Origin of the sequence: Paenibacillus sp. J22TS3 (genome assembly GCF_018403205.1) — a bacterium.
GTDB lineage: Bacteria > Bacillota > Bacilli > Paenibacillales > Paenibacillaceae > Fontibacillus > Fontibacillus tuaregi.
The window spans coordinates 22543-41877 of record NZ_BOSF01000001.1 but is presented as its reverse complement, the minus strand read 5'-3'; the positions used below and the strand labels follow the sequence as shown (position 1 = coordinate 41877).

The window sequence follows — 19335 nt, the reverse complement described above, 5'->3', positions numbered from 1 at the left end:
GATCAAGTTATTGTAATTTCAAGTAGAACCAGACCATTTTTATTCAGCCGTTCCTCTTTTGGAAATCAGACAAAAAATCCGCTAAAGCTTTGCAATGCTCATAAGGAACTGCATTATAAATAGAAGCACGCAAATGTCCTGCATCCCGATGGCCTTTCAGTCCCATGAACCCTTCCTGCTCCAGTTCAACAAGTAACTTGTTTTCAATTTCTGGACTGGATGCACGAAAGGTAACGTTCATCATCGATCTGCTGTCCTTATAAGCCAATCCTTTATAAAATCCGCCGCTGTTGTCGAGCACATGATAAAGAAGCTCCGCTTTCTGCTGGTTACGGACAGCCATCCCTTGTAAGCCGCCTTGATTCATAATCCACTTGAGCACAAGGTTCACCATATATACAGAAAAAACTGGCGGTGTATTGTAGAGCGAATGATGGTTGACATGTGTGCGATAACTTAATATATCGGGAATTGCTTCCGGAATGCGCTCCAGCAAAGAGCGGCGGACAATGACGATCGTGACGCCCGCAGGTCCCAAATTTTTCTGAGCGCCTGCGTATATCAATGAAAATCGGGATGCTTCAATGGGACGGGAAAAAATATCGCTAGACATATCCACCACTAAGGAGACATGTCCGGTATCAGGGAAGCTTCGACATTGTATGCCGTCAATCGTTTCGTTGGATGTGAGATGGACATACGCCATCTCCTTCGGAATATTCAAGTTGCTTAAATCGGGCATCTGTTTGAAATTTTGTTTCTCCCCGCTTGCCAACACGAGGGTCTGCCCTGTTTTCTGCGCTTCTTGCCATGCTTTTCCCGACCATGTCCCGCAGTGTATATACCCCGCGACTTTTCCTTCTGTCAAAAAGTTGATCGGCACCATCGAAAATTGCAGGCTTGCCCCTCCGGGAAGAAATAAAACCTCATAATCTGAAGAGAGGCTCATCAACTCTTTAATTAACTGTTGTGCTTCATGATGAATGGCTTCGTATGCTTTGCTTCGATGGGAGATTTCCAGAATGGATGCGCCAATCCCTCGATAATTTCGCAAATCTTCTTGCGCTTCCTGCAATACTTCCGCCGGCAACGCCCCCGGACCGGCATTAAAATTATAGGTATTGACCATAGCTCATCACTCCTGTAGACCTTCATATAAAGGGAATTGCGACGTGATTTCCTGCACACTTCTTCGAATTTGCTCCTTGGCGACTGAACTCTCAGGATTTTTAAGTGCTAGTCCAATAAGCCGAGCAATTTCTTTCATTTCTTGGGGTCCCAATCCTCTTGTTGTCATAGCTGGAGTCCCGAAGCGAATGCCGCTCGTCACAAGCGGGCTTGCCGTATCATGAGGAATCGCATTTTTATTCGCCGTAATCCCCACCTCGTCAAGTATGCTTTCAGCTTCTTTCCCGGTTATTCCGATCGGGCGCAGGTCGAGCAAAGTAATATGATTGTCGGTACCTCCCGACACAACGGTTAACCCTTCATTTAATAATGCCTCAGCCAATACTTTGGCGTTAACCAGCACTTTTTCGATATAAGATTTGAATTCCGGTTGCAACGCTTCGCCGAACGCAACCGCTTTTGCCGCGATGGCATGCATAAGAGGACCGCCTTGGACTCCAGGAAAGATCGCTCTATCCATCGCTTGCGCCCACGGCTTGCGGCACATGATGATACCGCCTCTTGGACCTCGCAGCGTTTTATGCGTTGTCGTCGTAACAAAGTGCGCGTGCGGAATGGGGCTAGGATGGAATCCTGCCGCGACAATTCCTGCAATATGCGCCATATCTACAAAGAAAAGTGCTCCTACTTCGGCTGCGATTTGAGCAAACGGCTCAAAATCGATCGTCCGCGGATAAGCGCTGGCACCAACAACGATCATACGCGGGCGGTGTTTAAGCGCAAGTTTTCGCACAAGTTCAATGTCAATAAATCCCGATTTTTCATCAACACCATAAGGCACAAAATTGTAGAATCTTCCGGAAAAATTAACCGGGCTTCCATGTGTCAGATGGCCGCCATGAGATAGATTCATACCTAAAATCGTATCCCCCGGTTCAATGGAAGCAAAATAAACCGCCATATTTGCCTGAGCGCCGGAGTGAGGCTGCACATTGACATGTTCTGCACCAAAAAGGGTTTTCGCACGCTCTATAGCCAGTTCCTCGACCCGATCCACATATTCACAACCGCCATAGTATCTTCTTCCCGGGTATCCTTCGGCATACTTATTGGTCAGTACCGTACCCGTTGCTTCCATAACCGCTCGACTCACAAAATTTTCCGAAGCAATCAACTCTATTTTATTCCGCTGTCGTGCTGCTTCTTGCCAAATGGCGTTCGCAATTGTTTTGTCCTGCTGTTCCAATAATTTCACAGACATCTTCCTTCCCACCAACGCGTTGCAATAGCAACGATTTTCATGATAGTATAGCAATCAATGGATTATAAAAAACTATCCATAAACCATTCATCTGAACAATCCATAATTCCAAAATAAATATTGGAGGTGAATCCGATGCTCAAAGTGAACCGAGATGATGAACGTCCCATATGGCAGCAGCTGCTTGACCAAGCGATCCATAATATTACGACCGGAAAATGGCCGCCTGGCGAATTGCTGCTCCCGTCCCGCGAGCTCGCTCAACTGATTGGGGTTTCCCGTTCAACCATCCAAAGTGTGTATGAGGAGCTATTCAGTCGCGGATACACCGTAACCTCTCGCCGCGGCGGAACAAGAGTTAGTGAATGGACGTATAAGCCCCACTCTGCAGACGAAGTTCCAGCCCTGGGGCCTGTTCCGCCAGAATTGCCGTTATTAAACACCGCCATCGGCCATTTGCATAGCTGGTTCGGAAACAAAGAAAAGGGTAGAGAGGAGATCGATTTCAGTCCCCATGAACCGTATTTAGATGAGCACTTTCTAAATAATTGGCGGCAATCCTTTTTGCAGGCTTCAACAGAAACAGACCTGGACAGTTGGGCCTACGGCGACGCCTATGGATATCTGCCGCTGCGAAAACAGATTCAGCGTTATTTGTCGCTTGAACGAGGCGTTCATGTAGAGGTCGATCAAATTCTGCTGACCTCAGGCGCACAACATAGCCTCGATTTAATCGCCCAAGCTCTGTTGCATGAAGGAGCAACCGTTTCGGTTGAAGACCCCGGCTTCCCTGCTGCATGGATGGCGATGAAGTACCGGCGTATGCAAGTTGTATCCGTCCCGGTCGACGAGCACGGGCTATGCGTAGACGGCATTCACCCGGAATCCAGACTTGTGTATGTTACGCCATCGCATCAGTGCGCGGTTGGCGTTATTATGTCGGAGCCTCGCAGGCAACAATTGCTGCATTTGGCTGCGGATCAGCGATTTTGGATCGTTGAGGATGATTACGACAGTGAATTTCGCTATCGCGGCGACCCGCTTCCCACTTTGTTCAGTCAGCGGCCTCAGAACACGTTATATATGTTGAGTTTTTCCAAAATAATCGCTCCCGGTATTCGGATGTCGGCCCTCGTTGGCCCCAAAGAAGCCATTCGTCAGCTCGCTCGCGTCCATGAACTAACCTATCGTCATCTTCCGATTATGGAGCAATTAACGCTCACCCATTTTATCGAACACGGTCACTTCATGCGCCATATGAGAAAAGTGCGGAATATATACCGGAGAAGACACGCAGCCATGACGAAAGCCATCGTCGCGACAGGTTTGAGCGAACGCTTCACGTTAAGCGGCGCAGAAACAGGGCTGCATATGCTGCTTGAAGCTGAGCCATCGTGTGACGAGGTAACCGTGACGAGCCTTGCGCTGCAAAGAGGAATCCGCATCTATCCGCTCAGCCAGTATGGTTTGGAAAGCAAGCGAAAAGGTTGGGTACTGGGTTTCGCTAAAGTTGACGAAGCCGCCATTGAAGAAGGGATTGAGCGTCTGGCAGAGATCCTTTTGCACAAGTAGCCCTGCCAGAGGTTTGCTTATATGGGAGCCCCGCTTGCGCTGCCATCGCGTTCTTTCAGCACCTTGTTCAAAATGTCGATCGCTTGATCGATCTCATCGCAAGTTACGTATAAGCTTGGCATAAAACGGATGACGTGGGTTCCTCCCGCTAGAACTAGCAGTCCATTCTGGTGCAGCTTCTGAATGATCGGCGCAACAGGCTCGGCAAGTTCAATACCTATCAGCAATCCTAGTCCTCGAACGGAACGGATGGCTGGATAAGCTTTTAACTCCTTGCGCAGCTTATCCAGCGCATATGCTCCCGTCTGTTGCGCTTGCTTTGCCAATCCGTCCTCCAGCAATGTTTCAATCGTTGCCAGCCCTGCTGCCATAGGAAGAGGCGAACCGCCAAACGTGGAAGCATGGCTGCCGGCCGAAAAGGCCTCTTTTAGCTTCTCCTTCCCCAGCATCGCCCCGATCGGCAAACCGCTGGCCAATCCCTTCGCCAGTGTGATCATATCCGGTTCGATGCCATACTGCTCATAAGCGAACAGGCTCCCCGTTCTCCCGATTCCGGTTTGCACTTCATCGACGATCATGAGAATTCCTTCCTCTTTGCATAGCTTAGTCAGCTCAAATACGAATTTGGGTTCGGCAAGATGAACGCCGCTCTCTCCCTGCACCAGTTCCAGCATGACAGCCGCCGTTTTGTTCGTGATGCTGTTTCTTACGCTCTGAATATCGTTAAAGCGAGCATGCACAAACCCTTCCGGCAAAGGAAGAAACCCATCCTTAACCTTTTCTTGTCCGGTAGCTGTCAAAGTAGCCATTGTACGGCCATGGAACGATTGTTCAAACGTAATAATCTCGTAGCGATTATTTCCCAGCACGCGCTGGTGATACCGGCGAGCGCATTTGATCGCCGCTTCGTTTGCCTCAGCGCCGCTATTGCAGAAAAACACAAGATCCGCACAGCTGATCGTCACAAGCTTCTCGGCAAGCTCCTCTTGACCCGGGATATGAAACAAATTGGACACATGCCATAATTGGTCCAGTTGATCTTGAATCCGTGCTTTTACCCGCTCCGGAACATGACCCAAATTACAAACGGCAAGTCCAGCCATAAAGTCCAAATACGATTCCCCTTCATCATCCCACAAGGTGGTTTGATGTCCTCTCACCAGTGTGAGCGGGAACTTATTATAGGTAGGAAATAAATAACTCTTTTTCAGATTAACCACCGCTTTCTTACACTGTTACTGACCGCGTTCCTGCATCCGTTCATGCTCCCGCAAACTGGATATTTCGATTCCTTTCATCGGCGTTCCCAAGTTTTTCGAGACGCTTGCGATCAACGCATAATCTTCGTAGTGTGTCGTGGCTTCAACAATCGCACGTGCAAACTTTTCCGGGCTATCCGACTTAAAAATACCCGATCCTACAAAGACGCCGTCCGCGCCCAGATGCATCATTAGTGCTGCATCGGCTGGCGTAGCCACCCCACCTGCGGCAAAGTTGACCACCGGCAGCTTGCCGGATTCGTGAACCTGCAATAGCAGATCATACGATACGCCGTGCAACTTCGCTTCGTGGTACAATTCGTCTTTAGATAGACCTTGCACTTTGCGAATCTGACCATTGATCAATCGCATGTGACGTACCGCTTCCACAATGTTGCCTGTCCCTGGTTCGCCCTTCGTGCGAAGCATGGCGGCTCCTTCCTGAATGCGGCGCAGCGCTTCGCCAAGATCTCTGGCACCGCAGACAAAAGGAACGGTGAATTCGCTTTTGCTAATATGGAAAACTTCGTCTGCAGGTGTCAGCACTTCGCTCTCGTCAATATAATCTACGCCTAACGATTCGAGTACTTTGGCTTCTACATAATGTCCGATGCGAGCTTTGGCCATCACCGGTATCGATACAACCTTCATGACCTCTTCCACAATGGTCGGATCAGCCATGCGGGCTACTCCGCCAGCTGCGCGGATATCGGAAGGCACACGCTCCAGTGCCATAACGGCTGTTGCTCCGGCCGCTTCCGCAATCTTGGCCTGCTCGGCATTCATCACGTCCATGATGACGCCGCCTTTTTGCATTTCCGCCATCCCTCTTTTTACCCGCTCTGTACCTGTATTCATGTTCGTATTCATATTCACGCCTCCTGTTATTCTTGTACATGGGCAGCTAACTCTGCGACAAGTCACCATAAAGTGCCGCAGACACCAAGCAAGGTCACATTAGCTGCTGATATTAGTGAAACACAACGTCAGTTTATCAAAGTATGGTTTGTATCTATATATCCAAAAATGGGGTATTTGAGCAATCCATAAAACAAAGTTGATTCTCAAGTCTCCGTAAATTCTAATGTTGGGGTATCGCCAACCTAATGACATAAAACCCACGCTAAGGACTGGGATGCAATAAAAAAATCGATTTCCTTAGAGGAAATCGATTTTTTTAGACTGATGGGATGGTTCAATGTTTCGGGTTAGAGTCGATGTATCAACACAGATTTCTCTATTCCACCGTTAACAGCTTTTCTATAAATCCTCCAATTTCCAATTTACGATCAACAAAATGGACTTCAAGTATCCAGTCACGAGGATGCCCGTTTTGATCAGGCTCTCTCATACGTTTGTGGTTTTCCGGGTGTATGTAGTTGTCAATATCGTCTCCCTGAATTTCCTCGTGAGGAAATTTACCGATGAGATGACCTGCATGCGTTCCACCAAATTCCCACCCATGCTCTCTGGCTACTTCGCACATGTATTGGAAAAGTTCGCTGCTGGTGATATACGGCTTGGACTGGAAATACGCTTTACCCATACCCCATGCCTTTTCAATATCGTCGCGAAGCTTGATTTTCAGTGGATCATTTCCAAGCACGTACGTACGCCCCAAATCAGCTTCCCAATCCTCGAAAATCGGCCCAAAGTCGAGAAACACGATATCCTCAGGAGAGACGACAAGGTTTGGCGGGTTCTCCCTGTACGGATGCAGGGTGTTTTTACCGGCACGAACAATCCGCTTGTGCCAATACTTTTTGATCCCAAACATTTGGAAGGCAAGCTCGTAAATCTCCTGATTGATATCTTTTTCTGTCACGCCGCTGCGAATGATTCCTTTTTCTTCGATCCTCGAAAACAAAAGCTCTGCTTTAGTTTCCGCTTCGCGTAAGGCTTGATGTCTTATTGCTAAAGATTGGTCCATCTTGTCCTCCCCTTCTGACAATAAATTCAAAGTCGAACCGGCATGTACTGTGCGCCTAACTCACTCACTTTGGCGATTATCGCTTGTTCCACCTGATCGTCCACGTAAATTTTTTCAGTTGCCAATGGCAGGAGTGGCTTGTATTCGTCAATCAATACGGAATGTTGTGCTTGTTCAAATAAACATACATCATTCATGTCGTTTCCGAAACAAACAAATGGCTCCCCTTCAAGCCCGAACTGCTGCAACGCGGCAAACTTGTTTACTCCACTGTACGTAAGGTCAAGGATGCCTTCTGCAGAATGGTAATGCAGGGTAACATCGAGCTGTTTCATTCTTGCAGACAGCTCATCGAAACGATCGCCTGATAAAATCAAGATTTTGAGCACGGCATCCAGCTTAGCAAATTGTTGTTCACGACCGTCAAGCATCCCTCCTCTGAATCGGTTCCTCTCCAACTAATACCGATCCAAGCCTCAACCAGGTAGCCCCTTCTTCGATCGCAATTTCGAAATCATTGGACATCCCCATAGAGAGATGTTGCACGGGATAGGAAAAAATATCTTTTGCATTAAGTTCATCGCGTAATCGTCTCAATTCTCTAAAAACCGGTCTAGTCGCTTCAGCATCGAGCTCGTACGGGGCCATCGTCATCAGCCCCACGACTCGAATCTGTTTCATCCGCGAAACTTCCTGCGCAAATGAAAATAAAGCTTCCGGAGAAAGCCCTTGTTTGCTCTTCTCCCCCGAAACGTTAACCTGAATAAAACAATTTACGACGGCATTCAAATCAGCAGCCTTCTTCTCTATTTCTTTCATTAACGATAAGCGGTCTAATGAATGTATATACTCGAATTTACCGACAATATCTTTTACTTTATTAGTTTGCAAATGACCGATAAAATGCCACGTTCCTAGTGGATGGAAGGTCTCATATTTTGACTGAGCTTCTTTCGTACGGCTTTCCCCGACATGGCCTATACCAGACGACAATACTTGCTCCACGGTTTTCATCGTCGTATATTTCGTCACAGCTATGATCTGGATCTCCTCTTCGCTTCTACCGCATCGCCCGCAAGCTTCGCGGATGCGATGTCCGACCATGGACAGACGATCTTGCAGATTCATTGGATCACTCCTCTTACGTCTTCATCCCAGAAGTAAGCGTCTCTGGCCCTCTTCATAAATACGGGCGCCCCGCCGCCTACCGCCTTAAATGAGATTCATTATAGATTCAATTCCTTTCTACATGGACAGACGACATTCCAGATTCATTGCCTTACGTGTTGCCTGTCAGTCTCTCTCGAGAATCCGTCTCGGTTCCCGCCAAACGTTTTAGAAACGTATTTCTCCAATTCAAGGACAATTCTTCCACTTCGAGGATTTGTTTGATGCCCTCGATATTATCCTTCTCTCGGTGCATAATCCGATTGGCAAATGAAACTGTAATTTCCTTAGGATGACGATGAAGAAGCGATAGTCCGTCGTCTTTAGAGACAACCCCCTCTGCCAGAACGCGGAAGTAAAATCCCGTGTAGCCCGTTTGTTGTACCTTCAAGAGCATATCCGGTACACCGTGCCTGATCGTCAACTTGTAACAAGGCTGTCTCGGCTGACTAACTTGAACGATTGCTTTACCAAGCTCAAAAATGTCCCCAATGCAGACATCGGTTTCCAACAAACCTCTTATCGTTAAATTTTCCCCTAAGGCGCCGTACACTAACGGTCTTTTCAATTCATTCTCCCAAAATGGATAATGTTCGTAAGGATAGACACATACAGCCTTCTCCCTGCCTCCATGATGAACAAGATCCGCTTGCCCATCCCCTTCAAAGTTTAGATAAGATAAGTACAAAGCTTCGCCTGTAGCCGTTTTGAATATCCCCGTAGAAACGTCTTTCTGCTGAAACTGGACCTGTGTGGGCATGCCCACATTTAATGAAAGAAGTTCAATAGATGCCATTTAAATCACCTCGCTCAAGATTTTGATGAACAAGTTTGCTGATGCGACTATATACCACGTTCCTGCATTCGTTCATGGTGAATCTCAACAACAAGCACTGAAAAATAAATAGCAACCGGAGGGTTGGGTTTGGTCACATGAATATCGGCATAATATATCGTCAACTCCAAATCATCCTCTACTCCTGCGGGAGACGAATCAAGATATAAAACTGCATCGACCGTTCACTATGCGAAAACTGTACAGCATTGCAAAGAAGAAAAACACTATGCTAGTATATCAATAAGTGGATTGGTTACATACGTCCAATAAATATGTATTTGAGCAATCCAAAAGAGGCCTGAATTCACTTCATTCTATACGGGGGGATCAAATTGCTGAAAGTAAACCGGGACGATAAAAGACCCCTATGGCAGCAATTGCTCGGTCAGGCCATCGATCATATTACCCATGGTGTCTGGAAGCCAGGACAGCTCTTGACGCCCACTCGAGAGCTCGCTCAGCAGTTGGGAGTGTCCCGCTCCACCATCCAAATTGTGTATGATGAACTGCTAACCCGTGGTTATACGGTAACATCAGGACGCGGGGGAACACGCGTTAATGATTGGATTCAGATCATTGACAAAAGCGCTCCCTCGCTTGATCCGCCACAGCTTCCTGAACTGCCGTTGCTAGTCGAACAGTCCCAACACTGGTTTAGAAGTAAGGATAATCAGGAATCGGTCATTGATTTTAGTCCCTATCAACCTTTTGTAGATACGCAGTTGTTAAAAGCGTGGCGCAAATCGTATTTGAATGCCTCTTCCCAATTCAATGTTTCTTCCTGGTTTTACGGGGATGCTTATGGCTTTGAGCCGTTACGCCGACAAATCCAACGATATTTATCGCTAGAACGCGGGATTCATGTGCAAACGGATCAAATTTTGCTAACATCCGGAGCCCAGCACAGTATTGATCTCATCGCACAAACACTTTTGACCAAAGGAGATATCGTAACCGTCGAGGACCCAGGCTATCCCGTTGCTTGGATGACGATGAAATACCGGCAAATGAAGGTTACTCCAGTTCCTGTTGATGAGCACGGTCTTGTCATAGAGAAGGTGCCCGCTGACGCGAAGCTCATACTTGTGACCCCTGCTCATCAGTGTGCTGTAGGTGTAATGTTATCAGAACCACGCAGGCAACAGCTTTTGCATAGAGCCGCTCAGCAACGTGCATGGATTGTCGAGGATGATTATGACAGTGAATTCCGATACCGTGGAGATCCGATGCTCACTTTATTTAGCCAACTTCCACAAAATTGTCTCTATTTAATGAGTTTCTCGAAATTGACCATGCCGGGCATTCGCATATCCGCAATTGTTGGACCTGCCGAAGCCATTGCACAACTGGCTCGCGTGCAAGCATTCACCTATCGCCACCTCCCGATCATGGAACAAGTGGCACTAGCACATTTCATCGAGCATGGGTATTTTATGCGCCATATGCGACGAGCCAGAAATATTTATAGACGTCGTCATGAAGTCATGCAAAAGGCGATTACAGCCAGTGGTCTCGGAAACAAATTCACGTTGCGAGGGATTGAAACCGGCTTGCATGTACTTCTGGAAGCGGATGAATCGTTTGACGAGGATACGATGACCCTTCGGGCGCTTCAGGGCGGAGTTCGGGTACACCAGCTTCATTCCTATTGTTTGGAGAGTAGACGCAAAGGATGGGTATTGGGCTTTGCCAAGGTAGACGAAAGGCTTATCGTGGAAGGCATGTATCGACTTGCTGAAACGGTCTTGTAGCATGTTCTGGGATATAGCACATCATCCTGTAATGTAAGGGTCTGTCAATAATTTTGTGTAAACCCACCAACAGTGGAATCTTAGCGTAAATGCTGACCGATGCGATCGGGGAAGAAGACGGAGAGCTGGAGGAGGATTTGGCCCCAGTTATAGATCCGCCCCGTGAGATTACTTACGCTGACCGCCAGGCAACTCATTTCCTGCCAGTTTCATGAATGAGTTATATGTTTTCGATCCCTTGCTTAAATCTAAATAGTTATTTTGCAGCCTAAGTGGTTCAATGAATGCACTCGTATCATAATACGGAAAAAATTACGTTGTTGGATCGGATGGGTCAATTTCTAATGCTGTAGCCATTTTAAAGAGTGTATCGTATGTCGCTGGATGCTGTGTTTAGATAAACATCTAATCAGTAATCGGACTATGTTCTTGTCCATTCCGGTAATCGGTACAAGTTCCTGTCCTTGGCTTGGGACACAAGAACTTGTACCGATAAAACAAAAAAGCCGCTAAAATAGCGACTTCAATGGGACCAAGTTCTTGTCCCTCGACATTTGTTGTTTTCAGGAAGGAAAGAAACGCCGCAAAACGATAAAATCAAGGGAAACGACAGATTGAATGAAGAAATGTTAACCCGTCGTCTGCTCACGCAAGCATCCTCCGCTATCTAGACTCGCCAGTAGCAAAATACGCCCGTTGCCCCGTAAGGTACCGTAGCTGCAAACAGCCTGTTTGATTTCATTTATATCGTGATATGTCTTCGTTCAATGCCAACCACTGCTCCGCCAACCCGAACCTGGTTGATTTCACCGCTCTCGCTCAGGCGCATTCCTACCTTAATTTCAGAAGGACAATTCATCGAATACCCTTGCCTGAACATGACGTGCTCCACTTCCCGCCAAGAAAGTTGGCCATGTTGGTACAAATAGCTGAGAAGGGCACCGTTGGATGTTCCTGTCGCGCTCTCCTCGGGAATATCGTACAGCGGCGCAAAATTCCGACATTCCGCAGCAGTATCGTCTGGAGTATCCATCGTGAACAGATGATACCCAACCACGTCATATTTTTTGCTGATGGCGGTTATGGCGTCAAAATTTGGCTGAACTTCATTCAAGAGCTTCCTGCTGCGGATCGGGATCAAAATGTCCCGCAGCCCCGTCGAAACAATCTGGATGGGCAACCCGGTTTCCAGATCCTCGGCATCCATCCCCAAAGATGGAGCGATTTCCTCACAGGATATCCTTTCAAGAAATTGTGGTAAGGCTTGTGACAAATAAACAAGACCCTCAGAGCTAATATCGACATCCAAAATCCCTGCCTTGGTTTCTATCTTATAGGAGGTCCCTTCCTTTGCCAAGCCAAGCGAATGCATTAGTCCAAATGCAGCAATCGTGGCATGTCCGCACAGATCAACTTCGCTGGCGGGGGTGAAATAGCGGATTTTGTAATCCGCAAGCAGGGATTTTTCCATAAAGGCCGTCTCCGAAAAGCCCAATTCCTTCGCTATAAGCTGCATATCGGCAGCATACAGCGAAAGGCCACCCTCCAAGACAACGCCTGCTGGATTACCACCACGCTCCCCTTTCGCAAACGCATTTAACGTATACACTTCCACATTCATGTTCCGCTCATCCTCTCCCTATCTCTTTGGACTTAATTTTATATTGAGCTACATACTGGTCTACGTGCTTTTTAAGCGGTTTGTTTTCTCTAGTCGGATTTGAGTATACATCCATGGCCACTCCGAATGGATCATAGGACTGATCTCATCTAATGTAATCCCAAATGCCTTTTTAACCATCTCAGGAATTAGTTATTGTCCTCTGATATACGTACCAGTAGTCCCACGAGAATCTAGGTTACTTTGTGTCATTAGACAAATATTTAATTTACAACATTTTACAGCGAAATACCTGAATAGACCAAAGAGAAGCCTGGACCCGCTGAAGGCCACCATGCTGAGGTGAGGATAGGCCGTCATTCCGAATCATCGTTCTTCCGCCAGCCTGCGCTGCTTCTTGTATTCCGTCGGATAGCAGCCCTCGTATTCGCTGAACAATTTGACAAAATGCCGGGTGCTATAATACCCGACCTGAAGTGCGACGTCTTTGACCGAAAGGCTGGTCGTGCTGAGCAGCTCTTTGGCACGGTGAATGCGCAGCCGGGTCAGGTATTTGGTGAAGGTGGACCCTGTTTTTTTGTGAAAAGCGGTGCTCAAATAATTGGGCGTGATTCCGAGCTTTTCCGCCAGCTGGGCAATGGTGACATCGCTTGCGTAATGCCGCTCAATATAATGGATCGCTTCCGCAATCATGTCCGCGGGCTCGCCTTTAGCTTTATTTTTGTCGGCCAAAAGCTTGTCGGCATACCGGGTCAGCAGGGTCTTCAAACCATTTATATCCTTCAGGTCCTCCCTCTCCCCTGCATTCCCTTCATGGATTCCATACCGGATATACTGCCGGATGTTTTTTTCCGTGTCCGGGGGATACGCATTCGTCCGCAGCAGAACGGTCAGCTCCTCCAGCTCTCTGCAGTAGTCCATATACTGCCGCCGATGATAGTCGTCGGCCAGCTGCGTTAGGACTTGTCCCAAGCGCACCGTCTGGTCGGGCTGACGCCGCAGCTCATCCAGCGGAAGTTTGCGGCCCACGCCCATCACGGCGCGCAGCGAAGACAGACGATGCATGTCCGCAAGCTGCTTCAGCAGTTCTGTCCGGCTTGCGCATAATCCGCCGTCAATCTGCGTATAAACAGTCCGGCTGTCGGATAAAAGCTGCACCCGGGTGTAGAGGCTTTCGGCCCAGCCGTCCATCCGCGGATCTTCCGCCGAAACGCCGGCCGGCCGGAGGACGACCGCCGCAATTTGTCCGGTTGCCAGCGGAATCACGGCGATACGCTGCGCATGACCCGACTTGCCGCGTGCCGTGTCCCGCAGCACTTCGCTCAGCTGCCGCATGATCCGCTCTTTGTCCACCGCCGGCGCTCCCGTGTCGGCCACAGCCAGCAGCCCTCTGTACAGGCAGCCTTCCTCTTCGGCGTTTTGCCCCAAGCCCTCTGTTATCGCTGGCGGACCACTCCGTATGGTGCTGAGCAGCTGATGCCCGAATTCCTCATCCAGTCTGCGGCTGGTCTGTTCCATCCGGATAAACAGCTCATCCAGAACCTCTTCCAGCTCCTCCAAGCCCAGTGGCTTCAGCAAATACTTTGAGGCGCCCAGGCTAATCGCCTGCCGCGCATATTCAAACTCGGAGTATCCCGATAAAATTACCCATTCAGTATGAGGCGACAGCTTGCGGCCGCGCTCAATCGCTTCCAGCCCATTCATCCGCGGCATGCGGATATCGACAAAAGCCACGTCAGGCTGCAGGCGAATCAGCGCTTCCAGCAGCTCTTCCCCGTTAGCCGCTTCACCGGCAATGGAAATGCCGCGCCCGGCTTCCTCCAGCATGCTGATCAAAAAAGCACGGGACAGCTTCTCGTCGTCTGCAATCAATACTTTCATTCCTGCATCTCCTTCACCGGTATTTCAATTGTGACAGTTGTCCCTTTGCCTGGCGAGCTGCAGATGTCAAAAGCGGCGGACGGGTAAGCAAACTTCAGCCGCTCTTCGACATTCCGCAGCCCGATGCTATCTTTGGCTTCCTCCGCCGGATCCGGGAAGCCAACGCCGTCGTCCATCACACGAATCCGCAGCATTTCTTCGTCCCCCTGCTCAAGGCCAGCTTCAACCATCAGCCGGCAGGGCTCCGCGGACGGCTCAATCCCGTGGATAATGGCATTTTCCACCAGCGGCTGCAGCAGCAGCTTTGGAATCCGCATCTCCGCGGTAAGCGGATCGAAACGCAAATCAACCTGCATGCGGTCGTCAAACCTGAGCTGCTGTAGGCCACAGTATTTTTGCAGAAACGCAAATGTCTCGCCGATGGTTGTCCAGTTCTCCTGAACAAGCGTATACCGCAGCAGCTGACTGAGCGAAAGTATGGCGTTCTCCAGCTTTTTTTTCTCCCCCATCCGGTTCAGCGCCACAAACCCGTTTAAGGTATTGAACAGAAAATGCGGCTCAATCTGGGCCTGCAGCGCGCGGAACCGCATTTCTTTTTGATTCAGTACGGCGACGTATTCCTTCTGGATCAGATCATTGATCGTATCGATCATATGGTTGAAGGTATAACCCAGGCTGGCGATTTCATCTTTGCCGTCAGGCTCCAGGCGAACCTGGAAGTTGCCCCGCTCCACCTGCTTCATCGCCTGCTTCATCCGCTGAAACGGACCGACGATCCAGCGGGACACATAACGCAGCAGCACCAGCGTCAGCACGAGACCGATAAAGGCAAACAGCACACCGACAATATACATCCATTCGACTTTTTCCCGAAGCTCCGATTTGGACAGCAGCACTACCATCTTCCAGTTCGCCTGGCGGATTGGCTTGGATATGACAACATACGAATCCTCCGCATCCTCTACTTGGGAAGTTCCCTCCACTGAAATCTTACGGACAATATCCTCAGAAAGCGGTGCCGTGGCGTAAAAGACTTTGCCCTGCTCGTTAAGAATAGCGCTGATCGACCGGACGCCAAAATCCTTGATGACGATCTCGTCAAGCAGGGACGTCTCCGCATCAGCCATAATCACGGCCAGCGGCCGCATCGTCTCTGGATCCTTGATCAGCCGGGCAACTGAAAATACGCGCTGCGTAATCGGTGTGGTCAAATAATTTTGGCGGTGGCTGCTGATAAAGGCCGCTTTGCCGTCCGCCTGCACCGTCTGCCGGTACCAGGCCTGTTCCCGGAACGGATAGTCCTCCACGATATCGGCCAGATTGGTCTGGCTGTACACCCCGCCGTCTTCCGTTAGCAGCAGCGCGGCGGACAAATTGTTGCCGTAAGTCAGAAAAAAAGCCGGAAGGAATGAATTTAACGTCATTTCAACGGGATATTTTACGAAGTCGGTGCCGCCAGCGTAATCCGTCGAATTTTTAGTAATTAATGCCTGCATCAATTTGGGGCTAAAATAAGGAAGATAAGTAATTTGCTCCAGCTGCTCAAGATAGGTGACGATATGTTCCGTCATGGACGTCATCGTGTTCCGGGTGAGCGCTTCGGTCTCCCGCTCGAGCAGGTACTGATAATAAGCAGGCATGCAGATCATGATGATCGCAACCGGAATAGCGATTATAAGCGCGTAAGACAAGGTTAATTTGGATCGCAGCGTATGCAGTTTCACAGGAAGCCTCTCCTTTGCTACAACAAGAATAGAGAAAGCATGGGGAGAAGTCAATTCGAGAAATGAGCACTTTTATCGTAGATTGGTGTCATTTGTGAGCGCTTTTATCCATGTTATTCTGATCTATGTAAGCGCAACAATACAAACTTGGGGGGATGAACAATGAAGAAAAAACGGCTTTTATCGGCACTGTCAATCGTTCTCGCACTTGGACTGGCCGCCTGCGGAAACAGCAAGGGTGCCGGAGACGCGGAGACCGCTAAACTTACCATGATGCTGACCGTCGGCGAACAAGGCGTCCGGGATGCGATTCAGGAAATCGTGAACAACTACCAGACCGAGCATCCGGATACACAAATCGAAATTCAATTTCCGGGCTCCAACTACGAAAGCATCATGAAGATGAAAATGGCTTCTAACGAGCTGCCGGATATATTTGATACACACGGTTGGGCGAAAGTCCGCTACGGCGCTTATACCATGGATCTGCAGAACGAGCCTTGGGCCGCCAATATGACGGACTCCATCAAACCGATCCTTAAAGATGAAAGCGGTAAAGTGTATGCGCTTCCGCTGAATGAAGCAAAAGACGGCCTGTTCTATAATGCGGCCGTGCTTGAAAAATACGGCGTTACGCCGCCAACTACGCTTGATGAAATGCTGGCTGCCGCTGAAAAAATCAAAACGGAAAGCAGCGGCGAAGTCACGCCGATGTTCTTCTCCGGCCTGGATCCTTGGATGATCGGCCAATTTTTCGACATGATGGCGAACCCGCTGCTGATCACGCCTGAACAAAATGAAGCGCAGGCGCTGCTGAACGGCACCTTCGACTGGAACAAGTGGACTTACCTGCCTGAGAAATTCAAAGAAATTTACGAAAAAGGCTACACGAACAAGGACCTGCTGACGGCAAAATATGCCGATGAAGCCCGCCTGTTCGCCGAGGACAAGCTGGCGTTCGCATTCCATACGCCGGCCTCCTACGCCGATATCAAGAAAATCAATCCGGACGTAAAAATGGGGATTGCCCCGCTGCCCGCGATCAAAGCAGGCGATCCGCCTACCTTTGCCGGCGGCGAACGCCTGGCCCTGGCCGCCTGGAAGGACACGAAGTATCCGGAACAAACCAAAGCGTTCCTGAACTATCTGGCCCAGCCGGACAACGTAAAAAAAGTATCCGACGCCACCCTGTCGCCGGCCGCGTTTAAAGACGTATCGGGCGGCGGCGCATTCAGCGAATACTACGACAAATACAAAGACGTTAAGGTGCTGCCTTATTTCGACCGCGTTTATCTGCCAAACGGCATGTGGGACGTGATGATCACAAACGCCCAGGAACTGCTGGCGGGCAACATCACCCCGCAGAAATACAGCGAAAACATGAAAACGGAAGTTGAACGCTTGAAATCGCAGCATAAATAAGCAAAAGAGAAAGGAAGCGGAGGGTCCTCGCGGTAAGGAGGGCTCTCTCTTCCTGATATAGGAGGGATAAGCGTGAAGAAATTAACCTTCAGCATAAACCTGATGTACTTCCCGGCGTTGATTTTATTCGCCGTGTTCATTTTTTTTCCATTTATAAACGGCATCCGGATCTCGTTCACGAACTGGGACGGGTACTCTCAATCGTCCGCATGGGTCGGTCTCTCCAACTATAAACGCCTGTTCACCGACCCGAACATCTGGACGGTTGTGCGCAATACGCTGATTTACGGCATCGGCAGTACCATTCTGCAGAACCTGATCGGCCTGCTCTACGCCCTGCTCCTGAACATGAGCATCAAAGGCAAAGGGATCGTTAGAACCATCATTTATCTGCCGGTCATCATCAGTCCCTTGATTATGGGTTACATCTGGTATTTTATTTTTCAAATGAACGGTGGAGCCTTGAACGATATCGTAAAGCTGTTCGGCGGCGAACCAGTCAACTTCCTGGCCAACCCGCAGTGGAACGTCTGGCTGATTACCTTCGTGAATACCTTCCAGTTCGTCGGAACGGCGATGATTATTTATCTGGCGGGGCTGCAGTCCATTTCCGCCGAATACTACGAGGCCGCTTCGCTGGACGGCGCCTCCGCCTGGCAGCGGTTCAAAAGTGTCACCTTCCCGCTGCTGGCTCCTTCTATCACCATTAACGTCGTCATCAACATTATCGGCGGCTTGAAGCTGTTCGACGTGATCGTCGCGCTTACCAACGGCGGTCCGGGTTATGCGTCCCAGTCGCTGTCGACGATGATGTATCAAATGTACTTCTCCAGACAAGATGCCGGATACGCGGCTTCTATGGGGAACCTGATGTTCTTTATTACCAGCGTCATTGGCATTGGCGCCCTGATTCTGCTGCGGAAAAAGGAGAATGCATCATGAACCTAACGAAAGCTAAAAAGTGGCAAATCGGTTTAATGGGCTTGATCGGACTTATTCATATCATCCCACTCTATTTGCTTGTCAGCACGGCCCTGAAAAAAGACAGCGATTTGAGCTCCAAATGGACTCTTCCGGGGTACCTTAACATGGACAACTTCAAGAACGCTTGGCAGTACGCCAACCTTGACCGCGCGTTCGTTAACAACATCATCATTACGTTTTGTTCCGTACTGCTGATTATCGCCATCGGCTCCTTGGCATCGTATCCGTTGTCCCGTTTTCAGACGCGTTTGAACAAACTCGTCTATATCGTCTTTATTTCGGCGTTGATCGTGCCCCCGCTGACGGTACTGGTGCCACTATACCAGTTCGTCGTGGACCTGAACGGCCTTAACACCTACTGGGGCGTGACTTTGCTGAACGTTACCTTCAACCTGCCGATGACGATTTTCCTCTACACCGGTTTTATCGGCACCATTCCAAAAGAGCTGGACGAAGCCGGGATGATTGACGGGACGTCGCGTGTCGGCCTCTTTTTCAAAATCATCTTGCCGCTACTCCAGCCGGTTACGGTAACGGCGATCATTCTGTCGGGCGTGTCGATCTGGAACGACTATCAGTTTTCGCTATTTTTCCTGCAGTCGACCCGCATGCACACGCTCACCGTGGCGCTGTCGGCGTTTTTCTCCCAGTTCACCAGTAACTTAAGCTGGGTAGCCGCCGGTTCCTTAATGTCGATGCTGCCCCTGACCCTGCTGTATTTGTTCCTTCAGCGTTTCTTTATCGCCGGCCTGTCGGCCGGAGCCGTCAAGAGCTGATCCGCTTGTTGTCGGCATCCC

Annotated in this window: 17 protein-coding genes; 6 read left to right on the top strand and 11 right to left on the bottom strand. The window is 49.3% G+C overall.

Translation table 11 applies throughout. From position 1 onward, the window contains the following. Positions 1 to 43 precede the first annotated feature (43 nt). Together serC and KJS63_RS00190 are read right to left on the bottom strand one after the other, a co-directional pair. Positions 44 to 1129 carry a 3-phosphoserine/phosphohydroxythreonine transaminase gene (serC, locus tag KJS63_RS00195; protein ID WP_213617443.1) on the bottom strand — a complete coding sequence of 362 codons (1086 nt, stop codon included), beginning with the start codon at positions 1127 to 1129 and terminating at the stop codon, positions 44 to 46. 6 nt (positions 1130 to 1135) lie between these two features. Further along, a complete protein-coding gene (locus KJS63_RS00190; protein WP_213618278.1) occupies positions 1136 to 2383 on the bottom strand; it encodes a serine hydroxymethyltransferase in 1248 nt (415 codons plus the stop codon). Between the two features lie 141 nt (positions 2384 to 2524). Here KJS63_RS00190 and pdxR (KJS63_RS00185) point away from each other — a divergent pair, with 141 nt between their 5' ends. After that, positions 2525 to 3961, top strand: coding sequence for a MocR-like pyridoxine biosynthesis transcription factor PdxR (gene pdxR, locus KJS63_RS00185; RefSeq protein WP_213617442.1), 1437 nt, complete (start codon positions 2525 to 2527; stop codon positions 3959 to 3961). Between the two features lie 17 nt (positions 3962 to 3978). Here pdxR (KJS63_RS00185) and KJS63_RS00180 read toward each other — a convergent pair whose 3' ends face one another. The 6 genes from KJS63_RS00180 to KJS63_RS00155 all read right to left on the bottom strand — a co-directional run bounded on the left by KJS63_RS00180 (position 3979) and on the right by KJS63_RS00155 (position 9113). Further along, the gene (locus KJS63_RS00180; protein WP_213617441.1) at positions 3979 to 5181 is read right to left on the bottom strand and encodes an acetylornithine transaminase; all 1203 of its coding nucleotides are present in this window, start codon (positions 5179 to 5181) and stop codon (positions 3979 to 3981) included. A gap of 15 nt (positions 5182 to 5196) precedes the next feature. Further along, positions 5197 to 6078, bottom strand: coding sequence for a pyridoxal 5'-phosphate synthase lyase subunit PdxS (gene pdxS / locus KJS63_RS00175; protein ID WP_213618277.1), 882 nt, complete (start codon positions 6076 to 6078; stop codon positions 5197 to 5199). A 379-nt stretch (positions 6079 to 6457) separates the two neighbouring features. Further along, positions 6458 to 7150, bottom strand: a complete 693-nt coding sequence (locus KJS63_RS00170; RefSeq protein WP_213617440.1) for a M24 family metallopeptidase — start codon at positions 7148 to 7150, stop codon at positions 6458 to 6460. Between the two features lie 26 nt (positions 7151 to 7176). Beyond that, entirely contained in the window at positions 7177 to 7581 is a 405-nt protein-coding gene (locus KJS63_RS00165; protein WP_213617439.1) for an HAD hydrolase family protein, read from the bottom strand. Next, complete coding sequence (locus tag KJS63_RS00160; RefSeq protein WP_213617438.1) at positions 7574 to 8278, bottom strand: YggS family pyridoxal phosphate-dependent enzyme; 705 nt, start codon at positions 8276 to 8278, stop codon at positions 7574 to 7576. The genes KJS63_RS00165 and KJS63_RS00160 overlap by 8 nt, the downstream gene beginning before the upstream one ends. Before the next feature lie 151 nt (positions 8279 to 8429). Continuing rightward, entirely contained in the window at positions 8430 to 9113 is a 684-nt protein-coding gene (locus KJS63_RS00155; protein WP_213617437.1) for an MOSC domain-containing protein, read from the bottom strand. Positions 9114 to 9487: 374 nt separating this feature from the next. Between KJS63_RS00155 and pdxR (KJS63_RS00150) the strand changes: the two genes are divergently transcribed. Both pdxR (KJS63_RS00150) and KJS63_RS26380 read left to right on the top strand, forming a co-directional pair. After that, positions 9488 to 10906, top strand: a complete 1419-nt coding sequence (pdxR, locus tag KJS63_RS00150) for a MocR-like pyridoxine biosynthesis transcription factor PdxR (protein ID WP_213617436.1) — start codon at positions 9488 to 9490, stop codon at positions 10904 to 10906. 89 nt (positions 10907 to 10995) lie between these two features. Beyond that, complete coding sequence (locus tag KJS63_RS26380) at positions 10996 to 11121, top strand: hypothetical protein (protein WP_280520763.1); 126 nt, start codon at positions 10996 to 10998, stop codon at positions 11119 to 11121. A 527-nt stretch (positions 11122 to 11648) separates the two neighbouring features. On the opposite strand, the gene KJS63_RS00145 is transcribed toward KJS63_RS26380, so the two are convergent. The 3 genes from KJS63_RS00145 to KJS63_RS00135 form a co-directional block, all read right to left on the bottom strand. Continuing rightward, positions 11649 to 12527, bottom strand: coding sequence for a PhzF family phenazine biosynthesis protein (locus KJS63_RS00145; protein ID WP_213617435.1), 879 nt, complete (start codon positions 12525 to 12527; stop codon positions 11649 to 11651). 366 nt (positions 12528 to 12893) lie between these two features. After that, complete coding sequence (locus KJS63_RS00140; protein ID WP_213617434.1) at positions 12894 to 14408, bottom strand: response regulator; 1515 nt, start codon at positions 14406 to 14408, stop codon at positions 12894 to 12896. Then, complete coding sequence (locus tag KJS63_RS00135; protein ID WP_213617433.1) at positions 14405 to 16132, bottom strand: cache domain-containing sensor histidine kinase; 1728 nt, start codon at positions 16130 to 16132, stop codon at positions 14405 to 14407. The genes KJS63_RS00140 and KJS63_RS00135 overlap by 4 nt, the downstream gene beginning before the upstream one ends. A gap of 162 nt (positions 16133 to 16294) precedes the next feature. On the opposite strand from KJS63_RS00135, the gene KJS63_RS00130 reads away from it, so the two are divergent. The 3 genes from KJS63_RS00130 (at position 16295) to KJS63_RS00120 (ending at position 19314) form a co-directional block, all read left to right on the top strand. Then, on the top strand, positions 16295 to 17554 hold the full coding sequence (locus tag KJS63_RS00130) for an ABC transporter substrate-binding protein (RefSeq protein WP_213617432.1): 1260 nt from the start codon (positions 16295 to 16297) through the stop codon (positions 17552 to 17554). 102 nt (positions 17555 to 17656) lie between these two features. Then, the gene (locus KJS63_RS00125; protein WP_213618276.1) at positions 17657 to 18496 is read left to right on the top strand and encodes a carbohydrate ABC transporter permease; all 840 of its coding nucleotides are present in this window, start codon (positions 17657 to 17659) and stop codon (positions 18494 to 18496) included. Then, positions 18493 to 19314, top strand: coding sequence for a carbohydrate ABC transporter permease (locus KJS63_RS00120; RefSeq protein WP_213617431.1), 822 nt, complete (start codon positions 18493 to 18495; stop codon positions 19312 to 19314). The genes KJS63_RS00125 and KJS63_RS00120 overlap by 4 nt, the downstream gene beginning before the upstream one ends. Positions 19315 to 19335: the final 21 nt, after the last annotated feature.

Excerpts from the sequence above, each read along its gene's own strand:
- serC (WP_213617443.1), bottom strand. The coding sequence starts at position 1,129 with ATGGTCAATACCTATAATTTTAATGCCGGTCCGGGGGCGTTGCCGGCG.
- pdxR (WP_213617442.1), top strand. The coding sequence starts at position 2,525 with ATGCTCAAAGTGAACCGAGATGATGAACGTCCCATATGGCAGCAGCTG.
- pdxS (WP_213618277.1), bottom strand. The coding sequence starts at position 6,078 with ATGAATACAGGTACAGAGCGGGTAAAAAGAGGGATGGCGGAAATGCAA.
- KJS63_RS00170 (WP_213617440.1), bottom strand. The coding sequence starts at position 7,150 with ATGGACCAATCTTTAGCAATAAGACATCAAGCCTTACGCGAAGCGGAA.
- KJS63_RS00165 (WP_213617439.1), bottom strand. The coding sequence starts at position 7,581 with ATGCTTGACGGTCGTGAACAACAATTTGCTAAGCTGGATGCCGTGCTC.
- KJS63_RS00160 (WP_213617438.1), bottom strand. The coding sequence starts at position 8,278 with ATGAATCTGCAAGATCGTCTGTCCATGGTCGGACATCGCATCCGCGAA.
- KJS63_RS00155 (WP_213617437.1), bottom strand. The coding sequence starts at position 9,113 with ATGGCATCTATTGAACTTCTTTCATTAAATGTGGGCATGCCCACACAG.
- KJS63_RS26380 (WP_280520763.1), top strand. The coding sequence starts at position 10,996 with ATGCTGACCGATGCGATCGGGGAAGAAGACGGAGAGCTGGAGGAGGAT.
- KJS63_RS00145 (WP_213617435.1), bottom strand. The coding sequence starts at position 12,527 with ATGAATGTGGAAGTGTATACGTTAAATGCGTTTGCGAAAGGGGAGCGT.
- KJS63_RS00140 (WP_213617434.1), bottom strand. The coding sequence starts at position 14,408 with ATGAAAGTATTGATTGCAGACGACGAGAAGCTGTCCCGTGCTTTTTTG.
- KJS63_RS00130 (WP_213617432.1), top strand. The coding sequence starts at position 16,295 with ATGAAGAAAAAACGGCTTTTATCGGCACTGTCAATCGTTCTCGCACTT.
- KJS63_RS00125 (WP_213618276.1), top strand. The coding sequence starts at position 17,657 with ATGTACTTCCCGGCGTTGATTTTATTCGCCGTGTTCATTTTTTTTCCA.
- KJS63_RS00120 (WP_213617431.1), top strand. The coding sequence starts at position 18,493 with ATGAACCTAACGAAAGCTAAAAAGTGGCAAATCGGTTTAATGGGCTTG.